General features: G+C 69.9%; 18 protein-coding genes and 3 pseudogenes. 9 read left to right on the top strand and 12 right to left on the bottom strand.

The features are described 5' to 3' along the window. Positions 1-90: 90 nt before the first annotated feature. From ACFVVO_RS32705 to ACFVVO_RS32690, 4 genes are read left to right on the top strand one after another with little or no spacing between them, the layout of a single operon-like run. A complete protein-coding gene (locus tag ACFVVO_RS32705; RefSeq protein ID WP_390059813.1) occupies positions 91-966 on the top strand; it encodes a hypothetical protein in 876 nt (291 codons plus the stop codon). Between the two features lie 53 nt (positions 967-1,019). After that, positions 1,020-2,144, top strand: coding sequence for a hypothetical protein (locus ACFVVO_RS32700; protein WP_390059812.1), 1,125 nt, complete (start codon positions 1,020-1,022; stop codon positions 2,142-2,144). Further along, positions 2,141-3,652 (top strand): hypothetical protein, encoded by a 1,512-nt coding sequence (locus tag ACFVVO_RS32695; RefSeq protein ID WP_390059810.1) that lies wholly within the window; start codon positions 2,141-2,143, stop codon positions 3,650-3,652. The genes ACFVVO_RS32700 and ACFVVO_RS32695 overlap by 4 nt, the downstream gene beginning before the upstream one ends. After that, positions 3,649-5,001, top strand: a complete 1,353-nt coding sequence (locus tag ACFVVO_RS32690) for an AAA family ATPase (protein ID WP_390059808.1) — start codon at positions 3,649-3,651, stop codon at positions 4,999-5,001. Before ACFVVO_RS32695 ends, ACFVVO_RS32690 begins: the two co-directional genes overlap by 4 nt. A gap of 107 nt (positions 5,002-5,108) precedes the next feature. On the opposite strand, the pseudogene ACFVVO_RS32685 reads toward ACFVVO_RS32690, so the two are convergent. Beyond that, a pseudogene (locus ACFVVO_RS32685) lies at positions 5,109-5,414 on the bottom strand (transposase); the annotation flags it as partial. 163 nt (positions 5,415-5,577) lie between these two features. On the opposite strand from ACFVVO_RS32685, the gene ACFVVO_RS32680 reads away from it, so the two are divergent. The 3 genes and pseudogenes from ACFVVO_RS32680 (at position 5,578) to ACFVVO_RS32670 (ending at position 8,729) form a co-directional block, all read left to right on the top strand. Further along, a complete protein-coding gene (locus tag ACFVVO_RS32680) occupies positions 5,578-7,173 on the top strand; it encodes an ISAzo13 family transposase (RefSeq protein WP_390059873.1) in 1,596 nt (531 codons plus the stop codon). 28 nt (positions 7,174-7,201) lie between these two features. Beyond that, positions 7,202-7,444 (top strand): hypothetical protein, encoded by a 243-nt coding sequence (locus ACFVVO_RS32675; protein WP_390059806.1) that lies wholly within the window; start codon positions 7,202-7,204, stop codon positions 7,442-7,444. 161 nt (positions 7,445-7,605) lie between these two features. Next, positions 7,606-8,729, top strand: a pseudogene (locus tag ACFVVO_RS32670) (IS30 family transposase). A gap of 58 nt (positions 8,730-8,787) precedes the next feature. On the opposite strand, the gene eis reads toward ACFVVO_RS32670, so the two are convergent. The 8 genes from eis to ACFVVO_RS32630 are packed head-to-tail and all read right to left on the bottom strand — an operon-like array spanning position 8,788 to position 15,345. Next, a complete protein-coding gene (gene eis, locus ACFVVO_RS32665) occupies positions 8,788-9,957 on the bottom strand; it encodes an enhanced intracellular survival protein Eis (RefSeq protein ID WP_390059805.1) in 1,170 nt (389 codons plus the stop codon). A gap of 9 nt (positions 9,958-9,966) precedes the next feature. Then, positions 9,967-10,497, bottom strand: a complete 531-nt coding sequence (locus ACFVVO_RS32660; protein ID WP_390059803.1) for a MaoC family dehydratase — start codon at positions 10,495-10,497, stop codon at positions 9,967-9,969. Then, the gene (locus ACFVVO_RS32655; RefSeq protein WP_390059801.1) at positions 10,494-11,339 is read right to left on the bottom strand and encodes an HpcH/HpaI aldolase/citrate lyase family protein; all 846 of its coding nucleotides are present in this window, start codon (positions 11,337-11,339) and stop codon (positions 10,494-10,496) included. Before ACFVVO_RS32655 ends, ACFVVO_RS32660 begins: the two co-directional genes overlap by 4 nt. Positions 11,340-11,347: 8 nt before the next feature. Then, the gene (locus tag ACFVVO_RS32650) at positions 11,348-11,578 is read right to left on the bottom strand and encodes an acyl carrier protein (RefSeq protein ID WP_072489458.1); all 231 of its coding nucleotides are present in this window, start codon (positions 11,576-11,578) and stop codon (positions 11,348-11,350) included. After that, entirely contained in the window at positions 11,575-12,576 is a 1,002-nt protein-coding gene (locus ACFVVO_RS32645; protein ID WP_390059799.1) for a beta-ketoacyl-ACP synthase III, read from the bottom strand. Before ACFVVO_RS32645 ends, ACFVVO_RS32650 begins: the two co-directional genes overlap by 4 nt. After that, positions 12,573-13,598, bottom strand: coding sequence for a 4-hydroxy-2-oxovalerate aldolase (gene dmpG, locus ACFVVO_RS32640; protein WP_390059797.1), 1,026 nt, complete (start codon positions 13,596-13,598; stop codon positions 12,573-12,575). Before dmpG ends, ACFVVO_RS32645 begins: the two co-directional genes overlap by 4 nt. Positions 13,599-13,612: 14 nt before the next feature. Further along, complete coding sequence (locus ACFVVO_RS32635) at positions 13,613-14,482, bottom strand: acetaldehyde dehydrogenase (acetylating) (protein ID WP_390059795.1); 870 nt, start codon at positions 14,480-14,482, stop codon at positions 13,613-13,615. Then, positions 14,431-15,345 (bottom strand): 2-keto-4-pentenoate hydratase, encoded by a 915-nt coding sequence (locus ACFVVO_RS32630; protein WP_390059793.1) that lies wholly within the window; start codon positions 15,343-15,345, stop codon positions 14,431-14,433. Before ACFVVO_RS32630 ends, ACFVVO_RS32635 begins: the two co-directional genes overlap by 52 nt. A 193-nt stretch (positions 15,346-15,538) precedes the next feature. On the opposite strand from ACFVVO_RS32630, the gene ACFVVO_RS32625 reads away from it, so the two are divergent. Then, a complete protein-coding gene (locus ACFVVO_RS32625; RefSeq protein ID WP_390059791.1) occupies positions 15,539-16,912 on the top strand; it encodes a hypothetical protein in 1,374 nt (457 codons plus the stop codon). Between the two features lie 2 nt (positions 16,913-16,914). Here the strand turns inward: ACFVVO_RS32625 and ACFVVO_RS32620 are convergent, their stop codons facing one another. From ACFVVO_RS32620 to ACFVVO_RS32610, 3 genes and pseudogenes are all read right to left on the bottom strand, one after another. After that, positions 16,915-17,634 carry an NUDIX hydrolase gene (locus ACFVVO_RS32620; protein WP_390059790.1) on the bottom strand — a complete coding sequence of 240 codons (720 nt, stop codon included), beginning with the start codon at positions 17,632-17,634 and terminating at the stop codon, positions 16,915-16,917. 78 nt (positions 17,635-17,712) lie between these two features. Continuing rightward, positions 17,713-18,965 (bottom strand): annotated as a pseudogene (locus ACFVVO_RS32615) (transposase). Between the two features lie 334 nt (positions 18,966-19,299). Further along, complete coding sequence (locus ACFVVO_RS32610) at positions 19,300-20,352, bottom strand: acetyl-CoA carboxylase biotin carboxylase subunit family protein (RefSeq protein WP_390059788.1); 1,053 nt, start codon at positions 20,350-20,352, stop codon at positions 19,300-19,302. Between the two features lie 527 nt (positions 20,353-20,879). Here ACFVVO_RS32610 and ACFVVO_RS32605 point away from each other — a divergent pair. Beyond that, positions 20,880-21,665 (top strand): helix-turn-helix domain-containing protein, encoded by a 786-nt coding sequence (locus tag ACFVVO_RS32605; protein WP_390059786.1) that lies wholly within the window; start codon positions 20,880-20,882, stop codon positions 21,663-21,665. Positions 21,666-21,895: the final 230 nt, after the last annotated feature.

Raw genomic sequence — 21,895 nt, 5'->3', positions numbered from 1 at the left:
CCCTGCGGCCGTGCCGGCGAGCGTAGCGCACAACTTTGGAACTCTTTGGAGAAGCTTGGAAATCGAAGGGGTTAGCGGTAGGGTGCGCGCATGACCGCATCGCTGGAGGAGCTCGAGGAACGCCTGTCGCGCCTGCGCACCCTCCTGCGAGAGGCTCGACGTGCCCGCGACAAGGCCGACACCACCCGCATCCGTGCCGAACTGCGCGAAGCGGAGGCCGCGTGGGAGCGGGCCCTGGACGCCGAGGAGGCGGAGGGGGCCGGTTCACCTGCCGCACCGCCCACAAGGCTCGCCACCACCGAGCCCGCAGCGCCGTTCCGGCAGGCCCACGGGAAGCAGGCCACCCACGGCACCGTCCCGGTCCGCGAGCAGGTGCACCAGGCGCTCACCCTGCTCGGTGCCCCGGCGTCGCCGAAGCTGATCTCCTCCATCTACGAGGCGTTCTTCACCGAACCGCTGATCGCGACGAAACTCGCCTCACTCCGCCGCGACGAGGAGAGGTCCTTCACAGCACAGGGCTATGCCCGCCCCTACTACATCTGCGCTGCTCTCACCCACGACCGGCTCACCCCCGCCCGTGGTCTCCTCGCCGTATCCGTCTGGCCCCTGGAGCGGCGCATAGTCGGCCCGCTGAGCCCACGCGCCGACTTCCTGGTCCACGCCATCGGCACCGCCGAGCAGATCCTGCGACTCGACACCGCCGGGTATCCGGCGTCCGGCGCAGCCCGCCAGCTGCTGCGCCGTTTCGCACTCAACATCCCCGGTGCTTACGACGACGAGGAGATCGACCCCGAGCGTGTGATCTCCGCGGCACGCACGGAGGCCGCCGTGCACCATGAGGCGGACAACTCTCAGCGCCGCACGGCCGCCGACCGCGCGCGCGACCAACTCGCCGACGTGCAGCAGCTCTTCGGGGCCCCGCCTCTGCACGACGCCCTGCGCGGTTCGGCCGGCTTCACCACCTGACCGACTGTCGCATTCCTCCGGTGTCTCCACAGAATTCCGCGTAAGAAGAGAAGATGCCTCCGCAGCACCCCTCTGCCCCCTCCCCGGGAAGGCTCGCCGTCCTGCGCGGACCGCGTCCCCCGCAGGAGTACACGGCACGCAAGATCACCGCCCTCACAGCCAATCCGGCCTGCTCCCGCCGCGCCGTACTCGACGCGGCGGGCGTGAACAAGGCGTTGCTCGCCCAACGCCTGGGCCACGAACCGCGTTTCGGCCAGTCCCCCTTCGCGATCCGGCGCGAGCAGAGCTTCGAGGCCCTGGTCAAGTGGGGCGGCTATGCGGAGCTCATCCGCCTGCTCCGGGAGCAGCTCGGCGCCCCGGTCGAGGAAGCCGCGGTGGCCGATCTGACCGAGGTGGGCGGCGACGCTTCGCTCGCCGTACGGGCGGGCGAGACCCGGCGGCTTCTGAACCGTCTGGCGGCCCGCGCCGACGAGCGGCTGATTCTGGACCGGCCCGTCCTGACCCTGGAGGTCGCCGGCCAGACCGCTCACATCATTCCGCAGGCCCTCAGCCATCGCACCGGCGGGCAGTTCTACGTGGTGGAGATCCGCTCCTTCCCAGCCATCGACGGCCAGGCGAACCCGTTGGCGGTCGCCCAGACCACGAAACAAGCCGCGGTGTCCGTCCTCGCCCTACGGCAGACCTTCGCCGAACTCGGCCTCGCCCCCGAGACGATCGCCCACGAGTTCCTCCTCATCTGCCCGAAGGACTTCTCCAACCGTCCCTACGGAAAGCTGATCGACCTCCGCCAGGAACTCGACTCCCTGCGGTTCCAGTTGTCCCGTCTGCGCCGGGCCGACGATCTGGCGCACGCCCTCTCTCCCGCCGCGACCCTCGACACCGAACGGCCGGAGGCCGAGATCGACGCCACGATGCGAGAGCTGGACGCCAGCTTCACCCCTGACTGCCTCTCGTTCTGCGAGATGTCCCGCTACTGCCGGGACGAGGCCACCGCCTGCGCCTCCCCCGCCCGGCTGGGCGGAGTGGTACGCAACAGCCTGCCCGGCATCGACTCCACCCGGACCGCCCTCGGGCACCTCGACGGCACTAGCGCCCCGGGCCCCGCGGAGGAGGCGGTCATCATCCGCCTGCGGGCCGCCGAACGGCTCCGCCGGCTGCGTGGAGGTGCGACCGCGTGAGCGAAATCGCCACGGTGGCCGCCCTCCGGGCCTCCGCGTCCGGAGACGCCGAGCGGCTGACGACCGTGCGTCACGAGCACCTGGACGACACCCCCTTCGTTCTCGTCCCGCTCACCCTCGCCGGCGAGGCCTGCGCGCCGCTTGCCGCGCTCGCCGGAACGGATCCCAACCTCCCGGTGCTCCTGACGGTCCGCCGCCCCCACGACCAGACCGAGCGCTTCGGCTTCGTCGAGAGCCTCGCGGACCTCCTCCTGCCCTACTTCGAGGAGTGCCGTGCGGCGCCGAAGGAGCCGTACACGGTCGGGCGCGGCAAGGACAAGGAGCAGCGGGTGCGGCCCCTGCGCGCACCCCAGCTCCTCGTCCCGAACGCCGGGGGAATCACGTACGTCAGGCTGCTCGGCCGCCTGACCCGACTGCGCGCGACGGATGGTCCGCACGCCGTCTCCCCGTCCGTACCCCTGCTCGGGAAGTGGCTGACCTGGTTCGCCGACCGGGCCGAGTTCCCGGACTCAGGCCTGCTCCAGGCCATGACGCGGTCCCTCTCCGCCCACTGGGCCACCGGACAGAGCCCCACCGAGAACGCAAACCTGGCCTCCCTGCTCGGCTGGATCGATCCGCCCGCCGGACGCACCGGGGCCGAGACCGCCCGAGAGCGCGAGGATCCCGCGGCGTGGCCGCCCACTGGCCCAGCGACCGACCCGGTTTTCGACCGCACGCTCGACGAATTGATCGCGAAGTACGAGGGCGCGCCCGGGCAGCGGGGGCGGGACGCCGCCGCCCGCACCATCGACCACGAACTGCGCGGCCAGATGCTGCCGACGTGGCATCTGATGTGGCAGGGGATCCGTCGGCTGCGCGAGCTTCCCCCGGGGGAGCACGTCGCCGGCCGACGGGCCTTCGACCGGCAGCTGTTCGGCGAGTACGCCGCCTATCTGGATGACGACGGCCGACCGCAGGCCCGCCGCGACCACGCGGTGGGGGCGGCCCGCCGCCTCGCTCGCATGGAGGAGGCCCAGGCGCGGTACGACGCCGAGCGCGCGTATGACGATCCGCTAGTGATGGCGGAGTACGAGCTGACGGGCGAGGCGTTCACGGGCGTCGTCGCGGCCCGGGACGATGAGCGCACCGTCCCGGGAAAACGGCCTGGATCCCCGCTGTGGCGCCCGACCGTCACCGTTCACTGCGACCTCCCGGTGTCCATGGCGGCCGGGACGGCGGTCAAGTGCCCGGCAAGGCCCGGGCAGAAGGCCGAGATCCTCGAGGTCGCCTCTCGCGGCGACGGGGCCGTCGTACTCATCCAGCTGAACGGCGGCTTCGACAGGAAGCGCAAACCACCGGCGCCCCCGGGCACGCTGGCCGCCCTGGGCGAGACGGTCACCTTCACTTCCATCGACCCTCAGAGCATGCCGTCCGCGCTCCCCGCCGAAGAGGACACCCCCTGGACTCACGGCGGCCCGCCACAGCCGTACGAGCCCACCGACGAGGACGCGGAAGAGGTCTGGGAATGACAGCCACCCAGGAATCCGACAATGGCATGTCGCCCGGGGCGCTCGCCGACCGGGCGGTCAACGGCGTCCTGGCCGACTTGGACTCGGCCACGGGGCGCGGCATCGTGGTGGACTCCCCGCCGGGCGCCGGAAAGTCCACGCTGGTCAAGCGTGCCACCGGCCACCTGACGTCGGCCGGCCACCAGGTCATGATCGTCGCGCAGACCAACGAGCAGGTCGACGACCTGGTCGACAACATCGCCCGGGAGTACCCCGATCTCCCGGTCGGCCGCTTGCACGCGAGCGGCTTCACCCTGCCCGAGCGCGTGACCCGACACGCGAATGTGCGGAGCAACAAGGAAGCACCCGCCCTCCGCGACCTGCCGGTCGTGGTCTCCACCGCCAAGAAGTGGTCATACGTCACCCCGGAGAAGTGCGCTCCGTGGCGCTGGGCCATCGTGGACGAGGCCTACCAGATGCGGTCGGACGCACTCCTCGCGACGGCGCCGCTGTTCTCGCAGAAGGACTCGCAGGTCCTCTTCGTCGGCGATCCCGGTCAGCTGGACCCCTTCGCCACCGTGGACACCGACCGCTGGCACGGCCTGACCTGGGACCCGCTCCGCAACGCGGTCGACGTGACCCTGGCGCACAACCACGATCTGCTGCTGCGGCACGAGCTCCCGGTCTCCTGGCGACTGCCGGAGATGGCAGCTCCGCTCGTACAGAAGGCGTTCTATCCGTTCTCCTCCTTCGTCTCCGGAACCACGGCGGCGGACCGTGTCCTCAGCTATCGCACTGCTCCCCATCGCAACACACCGCCGGATGCCGTCCTCGCCCGCACGGCCGAGTCGGGCTGGGGCCTGCTGGAGCTTCCAGCACGGCACACCCTCGACGACGACCCCGAGGTAGCCAAGGCCCTGGCTGAGACAGCGGCCCGGCTGTTGGAGCGAGGGGCGCTGGTGAACGGGGAGCCGCTCGCCGAGTCCCGCATCGCGATCGGCGCCGCCCGCACGATCCAGGCGGACGCGGTACGCGCGCAGTTGGAGAAGTGGCGCCTCACGGACATCACCGTGGACACTGCCAACCGTCTCCAGGGCCGTGAGTTCGACGTCACCCTCGTCTGGCACCCGCTCTCCGGCCGCCAGGACGCCTCCGCCTTCCATCTGGAGACCGGCCGCCTGTGCGTCCTGCTCTCCCGCCACCGTTTCGCCTGCATCGTCGTGGCCCGCGCCGGCATCACAGACCTCTTGGACCGGCATCCCCGCAGCAGCCCGGTCTACCTCGACGTACCTCCGAAGTTCCCAGACGGGTGGCGAGCGCACCAAGTGGTCATGGACTACCTGGAGAACGAAGCTCGTCCGTGCCCGTAGACGGTCTTCTCACTCGCCCTCGACGTCGCGGACAGGGCAAGGGATCCAAGAGGTTGTTTTCATCTAATTTGCGTCGCCACACACCACCTTCCGGCTCACACGCCATTTCACTTGGTGAGTCTGCGGTGACATATGAGAGTCGCGGCGATGGCGGTGAAGGCGAGGAAGTGTTCCGGCTTGCGTTCGTAGCGGCGGTGGAGGCGTCGGCAGCCTGACAGCCAGGACACGGTCCACTCCACGACCCAGCGGTGTCGTCCCAGGCGTCGGGATGACTCGATGCCCTTGCGGGCGAGGCGGTGCCGGATACCGCGAGAAGCGAGCCATCGGCGCAGGTGCCGGTACTCATAGCCCTTGTCTCCATGCAGCTTGTCGGGCCGTCGGCGTCGCGGGCCGCGACGTGAGCGGATGGGAGGTGGTTGTGGCCGCCCCCGGGTGGGCAACGCCGCGATGAGCATCGGGCTCGAAAAACCGGCCGGTGAGAGCACCGCAGGCCATGAGGGTCATGGGGGCCGGATCAGTGCCACGGCCCCCACTTTGTTGTTCCCACATCTCGACGAGCGGCAGCGGCGGCTGCTGATGGGGGCCGAGGCAAGGATCCTGGGCCACGGCGGTATCCGGGCGGTCGCGCGGGCGGCCCAGGTCAGCGAGACAACGGTCCGCAAGGGCGTGGACGAGTTGGAGGCCGGCGAGGAGCCGCTGGGCCGGGTGCGCAAGCCTGGTGGGGGCCGGAAGAGGTCCGCAGATCTTGATCCGGGTTTGCGGCCCGCGTTGCTGGCACTGGTGGAACCCGACGAGCGGGGTGATCCGATGTCGCCGCTGCGCTGGACGGTGAAGTCGACCAGGAGCCTGGCGGCCGAGCTCACCGGTCAGGGGCATCGGGTGAGCGCGGACACGGTCGGGGACCTGCTGCGTGAGGAGGGTTTCAGCCTGCAGGCTGGCGCCAAGATGCTCGAGGGTAGGCAGCACCCGGACCGCGACGCCCAGTTCCGCTACATCAACGAGCAGGCCAGAGGGCACATGGGCGCCGGCCAGCCGGTGATCAGCGTGGACACGAAGAAGAAGGAACTCGTCGGCGACTACAAGAACGCGGGCCGCCAGTGGCGGCCGGCCGGTGAACCGGCCCCGGTCAAGACGCACGACTTCCTGGACCGGCAGGGACCGGGCAAGGCAATTCCCTACGGGATCTATGACATCGCCGCGAACACCGGCTGGGTCAGCGTCGGCACTGATCACGACACCGCCGCGTTCGCCGTCGCCTCCATCCGCCGCTGGTGGCAGGCCCGGGGCCGGCACGACTATCCGGATGCCACCCGTCTGCTGATCACCGCGGACGCAGGTGGGTCCAACGGCTACCGCACCCGCGCCTGGAAGACGGAACTCGCCGCCCTGGCCACCGAGACAGGATTGGACATCACGGTCTGCCACATGCCGCCGGGCACCTCAAAGTGGAACAAGATCGAGCACCGGCTGTTCTCCCACATCTCCATGAACTGGCGCGGCAGACCGTTGACCAGCCACGACGTCATCGTGAACAGCATCGCGGCGACCACCACCCGCACCGGGCTGACCGTCCGCGCCGAACTCGACCCGGGCACCTATGACACCGGCATCAAGGTCACCGACAGCGATATCGACGCTCTGCCCCTGCACCGGCACCGTTTCCACGGCGACTGGAACTACACGCTCCACCCCCACCCTCGCGACACCACCAGCGCAGCCACGACGCCACGGTCGGCCGGCGCCCCGTCCCCGCAGCCCTGGACCGGGTGCCTGCGCAACCCGGAGCTGACCGGCATGCCCGGACCGGCGCTGGACGAACTCGTCGTCCAACTGGAACAGAAACTGGATGAGTTACGTGAGCAAGGACGGCTCCGGCAGCGAGGAGGCGAGCGCATCCGTGCTCGGGGCGCTGGGGCCAAGGACAAGCTGACCACCGCCGACAGAGTCCTGGCCACCGTGCTCTACCTGCGCAGACTCGGCACCCGCGACCTGCTCGCCCAGCTCTTCGGAGTCAACACCAGCACCCTCACCAGGGCCGTTCACCAAGTCCAGCCCCTCCTGGTCGAGCACGGCTGCACCATTCCACCCTCGACGGCCAGGTTCCAGACACCCGCTGACGTCACCGCGTTCCTCACCAACAGCAGCCCCACGAAGATCAAACCAACATGTTGATTCTCTGCGAGCCCTTACGAGTTGGTGCGTGATAGCGGGTGAGGCGTGTTCCTCCTGGTCGTGGCCGATTACTGTCCGCGCCGGGCGGTCCTGCACCTCCTTTCAGGGTGTCGCCCTCGCGCAGCAGCTGCATGATGAGGTCGAGCTTCGGGCGGGACGCCTTCGCGCCGCTGGCGACGTCGAGGTGGATGTTGTCGCGGTCGACGCCGTGGCGGAGGAGTGCGTCGATATGATGATCAGGGTTCTGGTCGGCGTCGATGTGCGGCAGTAGCCGATGAGCATTGTCGGAAACTACCCGAAGGACCGTTCACCGACGTTGATTCCCGACGCAAGTTACCGACACTGCCCACCTGCGGGTTCTTGAACGCGAGGCCGAGTGTCGACAAACGATGGCACCCTCAAGTGATCAACGCACCACCCACGGATGATCATGTGATCGTGGAGGCACAGGTGCGTGACTACGGGTTTTCGCCGGCTCAGCAGGATGAGATCTGGAGACGCTGGCGCGAAGGGCAGTCGTTCAGCTTGAATCGGGCGGGCGCTCGGGGCACCGATGCAGAACGCTCGTCGGTTTCTGCACCAGAGCGGCGGCGTCCGCATCACTCCGCAGCAGCGATCAGAGCGGCATCTGAGCGGCAGCGAGCGCGAAGAGATATCCCGCGGCATCGCCGCCGGGGAATCTGGCCGGCAGTTGGCCAGGCGGCTGGGCCGATCGCCTTCGACCGTCTCCCGCGAGATCGCCCGCAACGGAGGCCGGGACCGCTATCGTGCCGCATCCGCCGATGAGGCCACCGCGCGCGGGCGCCGTGGCTCTGTGCTGGTCTCCCGATCAGATCGCAGGGTGGCTGCGACGTCAGTTCCCTGGCGACATCACCATGCAGATCTCGCACGAAGCGATCTACCTCTCGCTCTACGACCCGCGTCGCCGCCAAGCAATCGACCGCAGCCTCACTCAGCGCCTGCGGTCAGGTCGGCCCATGCGCCGCCCGAAGATCGCCCGTCGACCTACCGGGCGGGGCATCATCCGCGGCATGGTGTCCATCACCGCCCGCCCCGCCGAGGCCGAGGACCGGAAGGTCCCCGGTCATTGGGAGGGCGATCTCGTGATGGGCACCAGGCCCTCGGCCGTCGCCACGCTCGTCGAGCGAACCAGCGGCTATACGACCATCGTCGCGCTGCCGGACGGCATCAAGGCCGAGCAGGTCACCCCGCACCTCACCAGGAGCCTCCTTAGCATCCCATCCCACCTGCGGCGGACTCTCACCTGGGACCGCGGCCGGGAGATCGCCGAGCACCAGGCCATCACCACCGAGACCAGGATGCCGATCTACCTCTGCAAGCCGCGGAGCCCGTGGCAACGCGGCACCAACGAGAACACCAATCGGCTGCTTCGGCAGTACCTCGCCAAGGGCGCCGACCTCCGCACGTTTAGCCAAGCCGATCTGGACGCCATCGCTCACGAACTCAACCACCGTCCGCGCAAGACTCACGGCTACCGCACTCCGGCAGAGGTCTACGCTGACCTCCTGAACAGCAGTGATGCGCTGACCGCTTGAGCTCGCCATCGTTTGCTGGCACTCGGGCAGGTGGGAAGGGGGGAGGCTCCCGCCGCTGTCAGAAGTGGTCCGGCAGCCAGGGCTCGAACTGTGCCGTGCTGCGGACGAGGGTCGTGAGCGCCTTCTCCGATGTGGCGTGGACTCCGGCCATACGGGCCGAGGTGGTGGACCGGTAACCGCCGGCGTACCAGACCGCGAGCTGGCGCCGGGTGAAGGCCACCTGTCCCTCAACGTGGGTGGGGATGATCTCGGCCGCTCCGTCATTGAACCGGAGCATCCACCGGGCCCAGTCGCCGGTCTCGTTCTCGATCTCGATCGGTACGGCGGTGGTGAGGTCGGTGGGCCACCCGCGGAGCCGGATGGCCTCGGAGGTGTTGAGGATGCGGAGCATCCAGGGGTGCCAGGCTTCGGCGGTTGTGCGGTGGTGGCGGAGTCCGTGGAGGAGGGTGGGGTAGGGCGGGAGGGCGCCGCGCCGGAACTCGATGGTGCGGGCGCGGGTGTTGTGGTGGCCGAGGAAGGCGAGCATGGCGGCGGCGGTGGGCTGGTCGGCGGCCCAGAAGTCGTGGACGGCCAGGCTCATGCCGTGGCGCTCGTGCCGTTTGGTGGTGAGGCTGAGCAGGCCGGTGGCGGGGTGGCCGGGCCGGGTGAAGCGGTAGGTGGTGAGGTTGCTCTTGTCGTGCTTCCACCGGGGCCACCAGGTGGGTCGGTGGACGGGGCCGTTCCACTGGCGGGCGAGGTCGCGTTGGAGGGCTTGGGCTTCGTCGGTCAGTCCGTGCTCAGCCTCGAAGTCCTCATTGGCGAAGGAGTGTTTGAGGTCGTCGGTGGCCACCTTCCACGCGAGGACGCCGGTGGGGGCTTCCCATCCGAGGCGGCGGGCGTAGCCGGTGGAGGAGGTCACGATCGTGGAGATCACCGCTCCGCGTTCGATCAGGGGGCGCAGTCGTTCGGTGGCCATGTCGGCGGCCAGGTGCTCGCCGCGCTCCTCGGGGGCCACGCAGCCGTCGCCGAGGCAGGCGCTGGGGACGGAGGCACCGCCCAAGAACTGATCGACGAGGAGGCCCAGTCCGCCGGCGACGACCCGGCCGCCGCGGACGGCGACCTGGAGGTCGGCGTGCTTGCGCAGGTGGGTGATGTCCCCGACCGGGTGGCCGTAGGCGCGGGTGGCGAGCTGGTCGTACTGCTCCCACAGGCTGTCGTCGGCCGGGGCGAAGGTCAGCTGCTGGTTCATGGTCCGCCCTCAGTAGTGGGTGGCGTCGCGGGCGGCGTCGGCGTCCAGAGGCACGAGGAAGGTGCGGGTGAAGGCCAGGACGCTGGCGCTGTTCTGGTTGTGTGCGCTGGTGTGGCAGGTGATGACCCCGGTGTCGGGACGGCTCTCGGAGGCCCGGCGGGTGAGGATCTTCGTCTCGGCGTACAGGGTGTCGCCAAGGTGGACGGGCGTGGTGAAGCGCACGTGGTCGACGGCGAGATTGGCGGTGGTCAGGCCGCTGATGCTGCGGACGGTCATGCCGGCCACAAGGTTGAGGGTGACGCCGGAGCAGACCAGGATGCGGCCCCACTGGGTCTGGCTGCTGTAGTGGGCATCGGTGTGGATGGGGGCGACGTTGCCGCTCAGGGCGGCGCCGAGGAGGTTGTCGAGTTCGGTGACGGTCCGGCCAGGCCGGTGTTCGATGATCAGTCCGGGGGCGAGTTCGGGGTAGGAGAGGCCGACGCTCTCGCGGATCCGCTCATCGCCGATCTGCCGGTAGCCGTGGGGCAGGCCGGCGCTCATGACGTACGGTCCGTTTCGGCGACGAGCGCACGGGCCCGGTTGAAGAAGGGGGTGCCGCGCATCTGCCCGTCCACGGTGGTGACCGTTCCGCCGCTGGCGTCGGCGGCCGCGACGATGGCGCGGGCCTGTGCGATCTCCTCGGTGCTCGGGGTGAAGACCTCGTTGATCACCTGTACGTGGCGGGGGTGGACGCAGCCCTTGCCGTGGAAGCCGATTTCCTTGGCCCGTTCGGCGTCACGGCGCAGGATGCCGGGGTCGTCGAGTTCCCAGGTGGGGGCGTCGATGGCGGGGATGTTCGCGGCGGTCGCCGCGTTGATGAGAGCCGAGCGGGCGTAGTGGAGGGCCTCCCAGCCCAGGCCGCAGCGGACGGAGGCGGCGTAGTCGGCGGAGCCGAAGAGGACACCGCCGAGCCGGGGTGCGCGCATGATCGCGGGGAGGGTGTCGAAGGCCCGGGGGCTTTCGATCAGCGCCCAGATGTCGGGGGTGTAGCCGTCGGCGTCGAGTACGGCGGCGACGAGTTCGATGTCGCGGGGGGATTCCACTTTGGGGACCACGATGAGGTCGGGCCGGGCGGTGTAAGAGGTGAGGGCGGCGAGGTCTTTGATGCCGTCGATCGTGGTGAGGCTGTTCATCCGGATACCGAGGGTGCACGGCGGGTCGGGGCGGGCGAAGAACGCTTCGGAGGTGGTGCGGGCGGTCTGCTTGTCGGGGACGGCGACGGAGTCCTCGATGTCGACGACGGCGACCGCGGCGCCGGACTTCCGAGCGGTGGCGAAGTGGTCTTCGTGCAGGCCGGGGGTGATGATCCAGGCCCGTCCGGGCGGGCGGCCGTTGCTGGTCATAGGGGTGGTCACCTTCCGTTGCGCTTGGTGGTGATGAGGAGGTCGAGCCGGCCGAGGGTGGCGGCGTTCTTGATGTCGCTGTCGCTGATGTCGATGCCGTAGCGGTCGGTGAGCAGGACGGACAGTTCGACGACGGCGAGGGAGTCGAATCCGGCGTGGTCGAGGCTGGCGTCGTCGGTGAGCCGGTCGGCGGGCAGCTTGAGGTCGTCGGTCAGGATGCGGGTGAGGTCACCGGTCATGTCCGGCCCCTTTCGGTGGGATGGCTGTGGCGGAGGCCGGGCCAGGTGAGGGTGGTGGCGCCCCAGGTCAGTCCGGCACCGAACGCAGTGAGCAGGGTGCGGTGGCCGGGCTTGAGGCGGCCGTCGGCGGCGGAGCGGGCCAGGAGCAGGGGGATGGACGCGGCGCCGGTGTTACCGGTCTCGGCGATATTGCTGAGTTGGTGGTCATCGGGGACGCCGAGCCGGCGGGCGACGAGGGCGGTGATGCGGCTGTTGGCCTGGTGCGGGATCAGGCGGTCGATGTCGCCGAGTTCCCACCCGGCGGCGGTGGCGGCCTGGCGGGAGGCGGTGGACATGCGGTCGACCGCATGGCGGAAGACCTCGCCTCCGTCCATGTGCAGGGTGCCGGGGCGGGAGGCCCGGATCAGGTCGGCGCCGGTGCCGTCGCTGCCCAGCACCATGGGCCCGAGCGCCCCGGCCTCGTTCGTGCTGCCGCGGCGCAGCACCACGGCCCCGGCGCCGTCGCCGAACAGGGGGACGGTCGTTCGGTCCTCGGGGTCGGGTAGGGCGGCGAGGCGGTCGGCGCCGATGACCAGGACGGTCCGTACGGTGCCGGCGGCGATGAGCCCGGCCGCGGTGGCGAGGGCGTAGAGGAAGCCGGTGCAGCCGGCCGCGAGGTCGTAGGCGGGGATGCCGGTCAGGCCGAGCCGGGTGGCAACGGCGGGGGCGGTGGCCGGGCAGCAGCGGTCCGGGGTGGTCGTGGCCACCACCAATGCCTCGACGGAGACCGGCTCCCCGCCGGCGAGGGCCTGAGCGCCGGCCCGTACGGCGAGGTCGGTCGTGGACAGGCCCGCCCCGGCGACGTGCCGTTGGGAGATGCCGGTCCGCGAGCGGATCCACTCGTCCGTGGTGTCCAGACGTGCGGTCAGGTCGGCGTTCGCGACGGTGTGCGGGGGCAGTGCCGCGCCGACTGCGCAGACCACGGCCGCCCTCCCGCTGGCGACGGATGCGGCGGTCATCGGGTGGCCGCCTTGAGCTGCCGGGCGACGTCGCCGATCAGGTCTTCCTGCCCGGCGACGACCTGCCGCTCGCCGAGGGCGAGGAACAGGTCGATGGGGTCGACGCCTTCGACGTGTGCGGCCTGAAGGACGGGCCTCCTGAAGCCGGAGAACACCCCTGCGATTCCGCTGGCCACGGCGATCGAGTCGATGGACGGTGGGGCCTTCATCAGGCGGTCGGCGGCGATGTCGGCGGCGGCCAGGACCTCGCGCAGGCCGATCCCGGTCTCGGCGCCGCGGCGCTCCAGGACGGCCACGAGGACTTCGAGCGGGGTGTTGCCGGCACCGGCGCCGAACCCGCGGGCGGTCGCGTCGATGACGGTCGCCCCGGCGTCCACGGCGGCAAGGCTGTTCGCCACGGCCAGGCCCAGGTTGTTGTGGCCGTGGAAGATGACCGGCACGTCGACGGCGTCGGCGATGGCGTGCACGCGCTCGGTGACGTCGGAGGGGAGGTAGCGCCCGGCGGAGTCCATGATGCCGACGGCCTGAGCGCCGAACTTCATCATCAGGGCGCACTGTTCGGCGAGTTCGCCGGGGTCGGCCATGTGGCTCATGAGCAGGACGCCCTGGGCTTCGGCGCCGAGGCCGCGGACGACGCCGAGGTGGCGTTCGGTGACGTCGGCCTCGGCGCAGTGCGCGGCGATCCGTACGACGTCGGCGCCGTGGTGGACGGCGGCCTCCAGGTCGTCGGAGGTGCCCCAGCCGGGGGCCATGAAGACGCCCATCCGCGACGAGGTGAGGGCTTCGCGGACGGTGGTGAGCATCGTGGCGTCGTCGAGCTTGGAGCGGCCGATCTGGAGGCTGGAGGCGCCCAGGCCGTTGCCGTGGCCGACCTCGACTACCGGCACGGCGGCGGCGTTCGCGGCGATGGCGTAGGCGCGGAGCTGGTCGGCGTCGAGTTGGTGGCCGACGGCGTGGTGGCCGTCGCGCAGGGTCGGGTCGTGCAGGAGGATTCGGGGCCGCTCGTGCGGGTGTGTGTTCACGGGTGGTGTTCCCTTCATCGGGAGACGGCGGCCGACTGCTCGGCGAGCAGGACGGCGGCGGCGTTGATGATGTCGACGCTTCCGGCGTGAGGGGGCAGGCGGCCGCCGCCGGCGGTCACCTCCACCGCGACCGAGATCCGGCCCGGGTCCACGGCGAGCGAGGTCACCTGGAACCCGGGCGTGTAGGCGCGCACGGCCTGGGCGGCGGCTGCGATGCTCGTGCGGACCGGTGCGGCGCGGAAGCTGTCCGCGAGGACGGTCATGGCCACCCGGAACGGCGGGGCGGGCCGGGCAGGGCTGAGGTTGACCATTACCTTCACGTCCCGTGTGCCGGTGAAGGTCCGGATCGCGGCGGAGGTGGTGGCGATGTACTGGTCGAGGTTCAGGCGGGTGGCCCGGCCGGCGCTCGCGCTCGCCCCGGTGGAGACCACCTCGATGTAGGCGGGGGTGCAGTGCACGGAGATCGCGTACAGGACCGGAATGGCCGCCTGCCCGCCGCAACTGACGAGGTTCACGTGCCGGTGGGTCGCCGACCGGTGGCTGTTGACCCCTGGGACGATGACCGTGCCAAGCTCCGTGGGGGTCAGGTCGATCAGGGTCGTGCCGGTCGGACGCAGCGCCGCCCAGTGTTCGGCGTGGCTGTCGGCGTTGGTGGCGTCGAAGACGACATCGAAGGGCCCTGCGTCCACCACGGCGCGGATCCCGCCGGCCGTGGTCGGGTGGCCCATCTCGGCCGCCCGTCGCAGCCCCAGGCTGTCCCGGTCGCGCCCTGCCACCAAGGCCAGCTCCAGCTTCCGCGACTGGTGGATCTTGTCGGTGAGGTCGACGCCGATCAGGCCGGCGCCGAGTACCGCGACACGCAGACGCTGTTCATCAGCAGCCATCGGCCGCTCCTTCGTTCGAGGGGAGGGGGTGGTGCGTGAGGGAGAGGTGCCGGGTCGGCAGGGTGCTGCGGGTCAGCGCACGCGCAGTTCGACCGGCGGAAGATGCGGCGAGCGGGCGCGCACCGTGCTCCGGTCTCCAGCGGGAGGCTGGCGTGCACGGCTCCGGCCAGGATCAGCTGCCCGGCGCGCAGTCCGCCGCCGGCGCGGTGCAGCCGTCCGGCGAGCCAGGTCAGGGCCCGGAGCGGGTCGCCGAGGACGGCGCGACCCTCTCCGGTGGCCACCGCGGTGCCGTCGACGCTGACGACCAGCAGTTCGGCGGCCAGGTCCATGTCCGCGTCGAGCGGCACCATGGGCCCGGTGACCACCCGGGCACAGGACGCGTTGTCGGCGATGCTGTCCGCGACCGTGATGCGCCAGCTGGTGAACCGGGTGTCGATCACCTCCAGTGCGAGGAACACCTTCTCCACCGCCGCCCGTGCCTCTTCCGTGCTGACGCTCTCGCCCGCCAGGTCACGGCCGAGCCGGAAAGCGATCTCCGCCTCCACCCGCGGCTGCATCAGCACGGACCGGGCCATGGTGCTGCCGGTGGGCAACACCATGTCGTCGAGCAGAACCCCCGAGTCCGACTCGTCGACGCCCATCTGTTCCTGCATGGCACGAGAGGTCACCCCGGCCTTGTGGCCGACGACGCGGGCTCCGCCCGAGATCCGCCGGGCGACCCCCGCCCCCTGCACCCGGTAGGCGGTCTCCAAAGACAGACCCGGCCTCCGGACGGTCAGCGCGTCGACCGGCACCCGCTCGGACTCCGCCGCCAGCAGAGCCGACGCCGTAGCGGCGATCCAGCGATCATCCGGCTCGTCCATGACGATCCCTCCTCGGTGGCATGGGGCATCACCTACGGTTCGCAGACGTGGGCACGGGAGCAGAACCGGCGCGGCGCCGACGCCGCCGGCCGCCAGATCCGGGCCTGATGAACAGTCAACCGGCGGGCTCATCGCAGCGGTACGGTGATGGGCAGTCCAAGCGGTATATCGCGTATATACGGGGCAGGTGCTCATGACCACGCGCACGCCGAACGTCCAGCTCAGCGCCCTTGCCGCCGAATCCGGCCTCACCTACCAGGCGCTGGCCAAGGCGGTCCGCGCGGTCGCCGCCGAGTGCGGCACTGACTTACGCACGAACAAGTCCAACATCGAGCACTGGCTCGGCGGATCCGTGCCCCGTGGCGACACACCCCGCTACCTCGCGGTCGCGCTCTCCCGGCGCCTGGGCCGCCTCCTGACCACCGCCGACCTCGGCCTGCCCTTCCCGGCAGAGGCCGAGGATGACACCATCGGACTGTCCCTGGAGGGTGACCCGCTGGACGCTCTGCTGCCGATGTGGAGGTACGAGTTGGACCGCCGACGCTTTCTGACGGCCTCCGCCTACTCCGCGGCCTGCGCGGCCTTACCCCTCAGCCACGTCCAAGACATCGCCGCCCGCACCTCGGCCGCCCGCACCGGATACACCGTCGGCATGCCTGAAGTCGCCGCCGTCCGCGACATGATCCACGCGTTCTCCGAGATGGACGAACGCCACGGCGGACAACACGGCCGCAGCGCCCTGGTCACCTACCTTCGCGACGACGTCGCCCCGCTGTGCCGGGCCCGGTTCCGTACCGACGAAGTCCGCCAGCAGATGCTGTCCGCCGCCGGCCGAGGGGTCCACTTGCTGGGCTGGAAGAGCTACGACGCAGGTCAGCAGGGACTCGCCCAGCGCTACTACCTCCAGTCCTACGCTCTGGCCGCCGAGTCCGGCCTGCGCGGGCACGACGGATTCGTGATGCGCACGATGGCCATGCAGGGCCTCAAGCTCCATCGCCCCGAGCACTGTCTGGGCCTGGCCGAGACCGGACTGAACCGGGCCAAGGGACGGGTGGACGCCCAGACCGAAGCGCTCTTCCGTGTCGTTCACGCCCACACCCTGGCCAAGAGCGGCAAGCGCCGCGCGGCCCTGGCCGAGGCCGAACACGCACGCACCCTGCTGACCGGCGCCCCTGGCGACGAGGTGCCGTTCTGGGCACTGGCCTGGGGCCCGCCAGCCGCATCGGTGTACTCCCGCACCGCCAAGGTCCACGAGACTGTGGGCGACCACCGGGCCGCCGCCGAGCAGTACGCGCTGGCCGCCACGGCCCGCCCGGCGGACACCTACGCGCGGATCGTCGCCCTGGACCTGGTCGCGGGCGCGGAGATGCACCTCAAGCGCGGCAGCATCGAGCAGGCGTGCGCCACCTGGCACCGGGCCATCGACCACATGGACGGTGTCCGCTCTGTCCGCACCCGGAAGGCGGTCTCCCGCATGCGCGGTGACCTCGCGCGCTTCCGGGCCCGGGGCCTGCGGTGCGTGGCCGATCTCGACGAACGGGGACGTGACTTCCTGGCCGGTGCCTGACCTCAGCGGCACCCGGAGAAGCGGCTGACGATCGGCTTGAGGTAGTCCGCGTGCGGACCGGCCAGACCGGCGAGTTCGTCCGGTGCGCGCACCAGGGCGATGTCGTCGAGTTCGGGTTCACGGCCCTGGACGCGCTCGGCCGCCGCAGCGGCGGTGAAGTCCGCGCGCAGTACCGCTTCGGGAAGAGCCGGGGCAAGGTAGGTCAGGCCGACACTGCCGTTCTCGCCCCGGGTGACGACCCACAGCTTCAGAACCTCGGCCGCCGCGCTGATCCCCAACTCTTCGGCGAGCTCGCGCGCGGCTTGGCCGGCCAGTGCCGATTCGTCCAGCACCGCCCCGTCCTGTGGCGGTTCCACAGATCCACCCGGCAGCTGCCAGCGGCCCGGGGCGACCGTGGAGGGCGACATCCTCGCTGCCAGCACACGGCCGTCGTCGGTCGGCTGAACGACGTTCACGAACAACGAGGGCAGTGCCGCGGCGCCGGGAACGCGACGCAAGGCGTAGTGCCGGTAGGTCACCCGCACCCAGGACAGGCGCAGGATGCGCGGGTCGGTCCGCTCCAGTCCCCCGCACGCCACCACGGGCCCGTCGAAGAGGGCGGGGTTGGCCCGGACCGCCATGTCCCACACCCGGTCCCGGGCCTCGGCGTCATGGGGCGGCAGTGGTGGTTCCGCGGCTTCGGTCAGCAGGAGCCGTTCGGCGTCGAAGAGGTCAATGCCCACGGGAGGCAGCGTTTCTGTCACCGGCTCATCGTAGAACCCGCTCCAGGCTTGACCGCCAACTCGGCCGAATACGCCCATCTATGGGCGCCCGGCTGGCTGCTGGTCGCCTGTGTCCGCCGGCGAGCGGGGGCCCGGCACGGTGGCCGCAGCCAGGTTCAGACGGGCGCCCATGTCGATATTTACCTCCCCGTACGGCCGCACGTGTGACCAGAAGAGCGGGGTCAGGCCGCGCCGGTCTGCGGGCGTGAGCAGGTCCGCCCACTCCGGCTCACCGAGGATGTCCTGAAGCATCAAGGTGTTCACGTAGACCAGGGCCGATTGCAAGATCCGCAGGCAGAGCACGAACATCTCCTGCTCGTCGCGCCGGTTGGACGCGATTTCGCCGCCCTTGCCGTAGGCGATCACGGAGTTGGCGCCGTTGGAGGACTCCATCACGTTCAGGCCCTCCTCGATCTCCCGCTGGAGGTCCCGAAGCCGCAGGTAGCGGGCCACGAAGATGGTCTTCTGGGCGCGGCCGACCTCCAGCATCGCCGCGTAGGTGGGGTGGGAGGCGTTGCGGGTGAAGCGGCGCAGGATCGCCTCGGTGGACGCGGTACGGGTCCGGATCGCCGTCGCGTACTTGATCATCTTGTCGTACTGCTAGGTGATGAGTTCCCAGCGGATCGGACGGGTCAGTGCCGGGGTCAGCTGCGGGTAGGCGTCCGGTTCGCCGGCGACCGGCCGGTACAGCTTCACCTTGTTGATCCGCTTGATCCTGGGCAGCAGGTCGAAGTTCAGCAGCCTCGTAACGCCAAACCCGATTTCCGACTGGCCGTGCGAGTACGTGTAGTTGGCTTCGACGTCCATGGTGGTGCCGTGCCGCATCGCGCCCTCGATGATCGCGGCGACCTCGGAGGCGGTGCAGTGTGGATGGCCAGGGACTTCTTCTCCACGTGCCAGTACATGAGCACCCCGCGGCCCCCGTAGCGCGAGTGCCACTCGGTGAACAGGTTCTGGTCGTAGGCGCGCACGTGCGTGGAATCGGAGGCGACCGCAGTCGATCCCTGTCCCCACAGCTCGGCGCTGCGGGCGGCGAAGGTGGCGTTCGCGATCTGTACGGCGATGGCATGGGCCGACTCCGCCGACAGGTACCGGCGGCGTACGTAGCGCAGTTCGTCCTCGGTGTGGCCGTGGCCGCCGGACGCCACGGCCTTGATCCCGGTGTTCGTGCCGTACGCGTAGATAACCAGCAGCAGGAGTTCGGCCAGCACCTCCGGCGAGAGGCTGCCGCCGCCGGAGACGGAGGTGACCGCGTCCAGGCAGCCGGTGCGCAGCACGGCTTCCTTGAGCATGTCGACGAGCGGCACGATGCCCCAACGCCTCTGCACCTCGGCCTTGACCCTGCGCAGGTTGCGCGGCTCGGGCTGGGCCTCGGCCGCCGTGAGCCGGATCGCCCGGACTTCCGCTCGGCGATGTCCAGCCAGGGCAGCTTGGGTATCAAGGTCGTTGAGCAGGGTCAGCTCGGTGGTCATCTGCTCGCGCAGCTCGTCGACGAACACGAGATGGCGTCCGTGCGCACCAGAAGGTCCTCGTGAATCAGACCTCCGGTGGCGACGAACGTCCATGGCTTCGCGCCCTCACGCATGCGCTCGGCGTCGGCCTTGAACAGGACAGCAGGGGTCTGCACTACGGTGTGCGCTTTCGAAGCCGCCCCGAAGGGGCCGGCGATTGACCGCTTACGGCTTGGAGGGACCGACCAACGCGGGTCTTTTCAGTGAAGAAGGTCCGTCCGCAGGCGTGGTGGCCGGCCCGGGAGATGAGGTCGATCCCGGTCACCTGCTCGATCAGCATGCCCAGCAGGGGGCCCGTCAGGTGGGCCGCGACACTGATGACCCGTGGCCCAGTCGAAGTGAACCGCATCCGGACTTGCGCCGTGCCTGAGCGGTGGCCCAGAGCAGCCAGCGCCCGGCTCGCCGTGTCCTCTACGGCGAACGCGCAGACATCGTCCGCGTCGACCACCACCTCCCCAGGGAGCAGTGCGGGCTCAGCCTGCAGGTCGAAGGTGACGTGGGAAATCGCGGCGACCATAGGGCCGGTTGGTGAATCGACCGTGTAGGCGGTGGCCTCGATCCCGTCGAGAAGCGGCTCTATCACCGTGCCGGTGCCCGGCCAGGTGGCGGCGCTGGCCGCTGCGAACGCTTCCGGGAGCTCGGGTACCCCGCTCACCTGGCGCGCGGCGTACCGCGTGCGGGGCGAGGCCGGCTTGCACACCAGCGGAAAGCCGAATTGATGCGCGGCTTCCAGGACCTCGTCGTAGGAGTCCGCGTGGAGGGCTCCGCTGTTGTCCACACCGGCATCGGTGAGGAGTTGGGCCGTGCGGTGCCGCAGTGTCATCGCTTCGATGGTCGTCACGGACGGTCCTGGCAGTGCGAGTTCCCGGCGGAGCTGAGCGGCCGTGCGGGTGTGAGCGGGGTGAAAGGTCAGCACGCCGGCGACGGGTGGGGTGAGGGCGAAGTCCGCTACCGCCTCCATGACCTGGGGAGGGTTGAGGAGATCGGCGGTTCGGGCGTCGGTTAGATGTGGGCGCTGCCAGTTGGGCGGCTCCGCGTTGATGAGAAGCATCGGCCCGATGGCCGCGAGGCGTTGCATGGCGTGCTCCCACTGCGCCTGCGAGCCGCTGCCCAGGACGACGAGGGTCCCATTGGGGCCCTCTTCCCGGTGAGACGCGTGGGTGGTCACGGGCAGTGCTCCAGAATGTAGGAAGTGGTGCGCTCGCCGGCGGCGCCAGGGGTTTGATCACTCTCTCCGGGCCTTTGGAGTGCGGCAATGGCTCCTCGCTCCCATTCCCCGGATGCGGGCGGTATGAGTCCGGTTGTGTCACGTAGCGGGACGTGAACTAAATTCCCAATCGCTGCTGGCGGGACGCGGTCCACGCGGTGGGAAAGGATGGCATTACTGCAGGTCACACGGGGTGTCTGCGGAGCGAGGGTCCACGGGGTAACACCCGCAGCCATCAACCGCCGTCCCGAGTCCTCACCCTGCCGCCCAAGGTGGCGCACGTCGGCGAAACGGGATGTGACCTGCGACTTTGGTGCTTGGTTGCGGTCAGATCCGAGGGCCAGCGGTGTGTTCGGGAGGGCGCTGGAAGACCCTCTTCCTGGAAGCGGTGGTTCCTCCACAAGAGCCGGTCCACCCAGTAGAGATGTGTCCGGCGGGACCCGTGAGGTGAGATCAAGTCCCGCAACCCCTACCAGGAGGGACAGTCGATGATCGACAACGATCTTGTCGAGGCCGCCGGCACGGTGGACGACGGTATGACCGCCCACGCCCGGGTCTATCTCGTTCTGCAGACCCTGAACAGCATGGGCCCCGGGCTGCACCCGCTGCGGCGCATCATCGACGAGTCCGGCGTCACCAAGTCGACGGTCCACCGCATCCTGCGTGCCGGGGTGGAGGCCAAGCACTTGATCTATCGGGCGCCGGGCCGCTACGGCATTGCCACCGACGTGGCCAATCACCGCCCGGATGCGAGCGTCCACCTCAATCTGCCTCACGACAGTGCCCTTGACCGCGAGACCACTGTGCTGCAGCGGCAGACCGCCCAGGTAGCCATGGCGTTCAGCGCGGTAATGATCGACGACACACCGGGCCGGCTGATGCTCGACCACACCTACGGTCGCCGCAGCGACTTTCAGGCGGCGTTCCAGCACGCCGATTTGGACACCAAGGTGGCCCTGCGATACGCGCCGCTCACCGCGGATGCCGCCGGGCTGGCGATCCTCTCGCACCTCGACGGCGCTCCCCAGAGCCACCTCATGCGCGAGATACGCTCCGAAGGCTACGTGCTCACCCAGTCGCCGCTACCGGACTGGAAGATGCTCGGCGTCCCGCTGTGGCGGGGCTCGACGGTGTACGGCTCGCTCGTGGTCATGGGGCTGCGCCCGCAGATGGAGCGCAACCGTCGGGAGTACGCCGCAGCTGGCCTGGCCTGCGCCGCACGCTTGAGCGCCCGCTGCGAGTTGGGAAGCGGCGCTATGCGGATGGCGAGCTGAGGGGCTCGACTTGTGATGCTTTGCACACATCTAACACGCTGTGATCATTTTGGTGGCGCGCAAACCTGCATCTTTCGACGCTAAGTCACGTTGGCCGCTCACCGCCCGTCACAGGAAGAGGGTCTTCTGGAAGGGAGTGTTCCTGGTCAACCCCGCTTGTCCCCAGATAGAGGTCGTGTGGACAGAACAGCAGCACCAACTGCCCCGGCTGACGTGCTGATCTGGCGCAA

Origin of the sequence: Streptomyces sp. NPDC058145 (genome assembly GCF_042884245.1) — a bacterium.
Lineage (GTDB): Bacteria > Actinomycetota > Actinomycetes > Streptomycetales > Streptomycetaceae > Streptomyces.
This window is presented reverse-complemented; position numbering and strand designations above follow the sequence as displayed.